The organism is Roseburia sp. OM04-10BH, from assembly GCF_003462605.1.
In the GTDB taxonomy this organism is placed as follows: domain Bacteria; phylum Bacillota; class Clostridia; order Lachnospirales; family Lachnospiraceae; genus Roseburia_C; species Roseburia_C amylophila.
Genome location: NZ_QTZI01000015.1, coordinates 59,619 through 61,040, shown reverse-complemented (window position 1 = coordinate 61,040; position 1,422 = coordinate 59,619). Strand labels below are relative to the sequence as shown.

Below are 1,422 nucleotides of genomic sequence, written 5' to 3'. Positions count from 1 at the left end.
TCCATTTTCTGCAAAAAGAGCATCACATCTTGAGTGGAGATGGAAAGAATCATGTAAAATGCAACAATAGAAATCACCAGGGAGCTGAAAAACAGACCGTTTTCCTTTCGGCTGCGGCGACTGTTCCGAAGAATGAGATTAGAGAACATTTGCGCTGCCCCCTCCCAGTTGCGCCATCACCTTCAGGATGTGCCCGTAGAACTCCTGCTGGCTTTCGTCTCCACGCCGAAGCTCATGAAAGATCACGCCATCCTGGATGAACAGGATGCGCTTACAGAAGCTGGCGGCATTGGAATCATGGGTTACCATCAGGATCGTAGCTTGTTCGTCACGATTCAGGCCGGACAGCTTCTCCATAAGACTTCTTGCGTTCTTAGAATCCAGCGCACCCGTCGGTTCATCGGCAAGGATCATTTGGGGATGTAAGATCAGAGCCCTTGCTGCCGCAACACGCTGACGCTGGCCACCGGACATCTTGGACGGAAACTTATCCAGAACATCAGAAATTTCCAGATAGTCAGCCAACTGCTTCAGCCGCTGGCTGCTTTCTGTTTCGGCTACCCCATGCAAGGAAGTCGGGAGCAGGATATTTTCCCTGCCAGTCAGGTTGTCCAGCAATTCAAAGTTCTGGAATAGATAACCAACTTCTTTGCCACGGTACTCGGCAAGAGCCTTTTCCTTGAGGGATTGCAGAGTATCTCCCTCCACCTGAATGCTTCCACCTGTAGGCTGAATCACAGTTGCAATACAGTTGAGAAGCGTGGATTTGCCGGAACCACTGCTTCCCATAATACCGAGAAACTCTCCCGGCATGACCTGAAAAGTGATTCCGTTCAGTGCTCTCGTCTGGTTTGGCAACGTCCCATAGACTTTGGTAAGATTTTCAATATTCAAAATTGGTTTCATGTGAATGCCTCCTATCCATTTCTGGGTAAATGATAGCACAGAAGCACAATAAATAACACTTACAGTCGCTGTAAGGATTCTGTTCCTGTTTTCAGAACAAGAATGACGCATCAAGCGGAATAAGTATATGTTTTGTAAAAACGTCGGGTGACAATGAAAAAATATGCTGGACTACCGGATTGGCTAACTTGCATTTCTTTGTCAATTCTGGTAACCGCTTCAAACATGGAAGTTTCTGTTCTTACTTTTATTATACTCAATCAATAAAATCAACACGGTTCAGCAAATTTTAATTATTTCCAATATGACAAAATTGCTTCCTGTTATATTTATCTATTTCTTTATTTCTCTATTATTCCGATCCGGTCTTCCAAAGGTATAAATAAGGTGTAAATTATTCGTCAATCATCAAAAAATCCTTTAAAGCCTAGGCTTTCACAGCATCCATTAAACACTGCCGTGGCAAACCATGAGGACTTTAATTTTTCTTTGCATATATTAGTATAACCTCGATTT

Annotated in this window: 1 protein-coding gene; it reads right to left on the bottom strand. The window is 43.8% G+C overall.

The genetic code is table 11. The annotated features are described in order from the left end of the window. Positions 1-138 precede the first annotated feature (138 nt). The gene (locus DXB43_RS13390) at positions 139-906 is read right to left on the bottom strand and encodes an ABC transporter ATP-binding protein (protein ID WP_117831243.1); all 768 of its coding nucleotides are present in this window, start codon (positions 904-906) and stop codon (positions 139-141) included. Between the last annotated feature and the right edge of the window lie 516 nt (positions 907-1,422).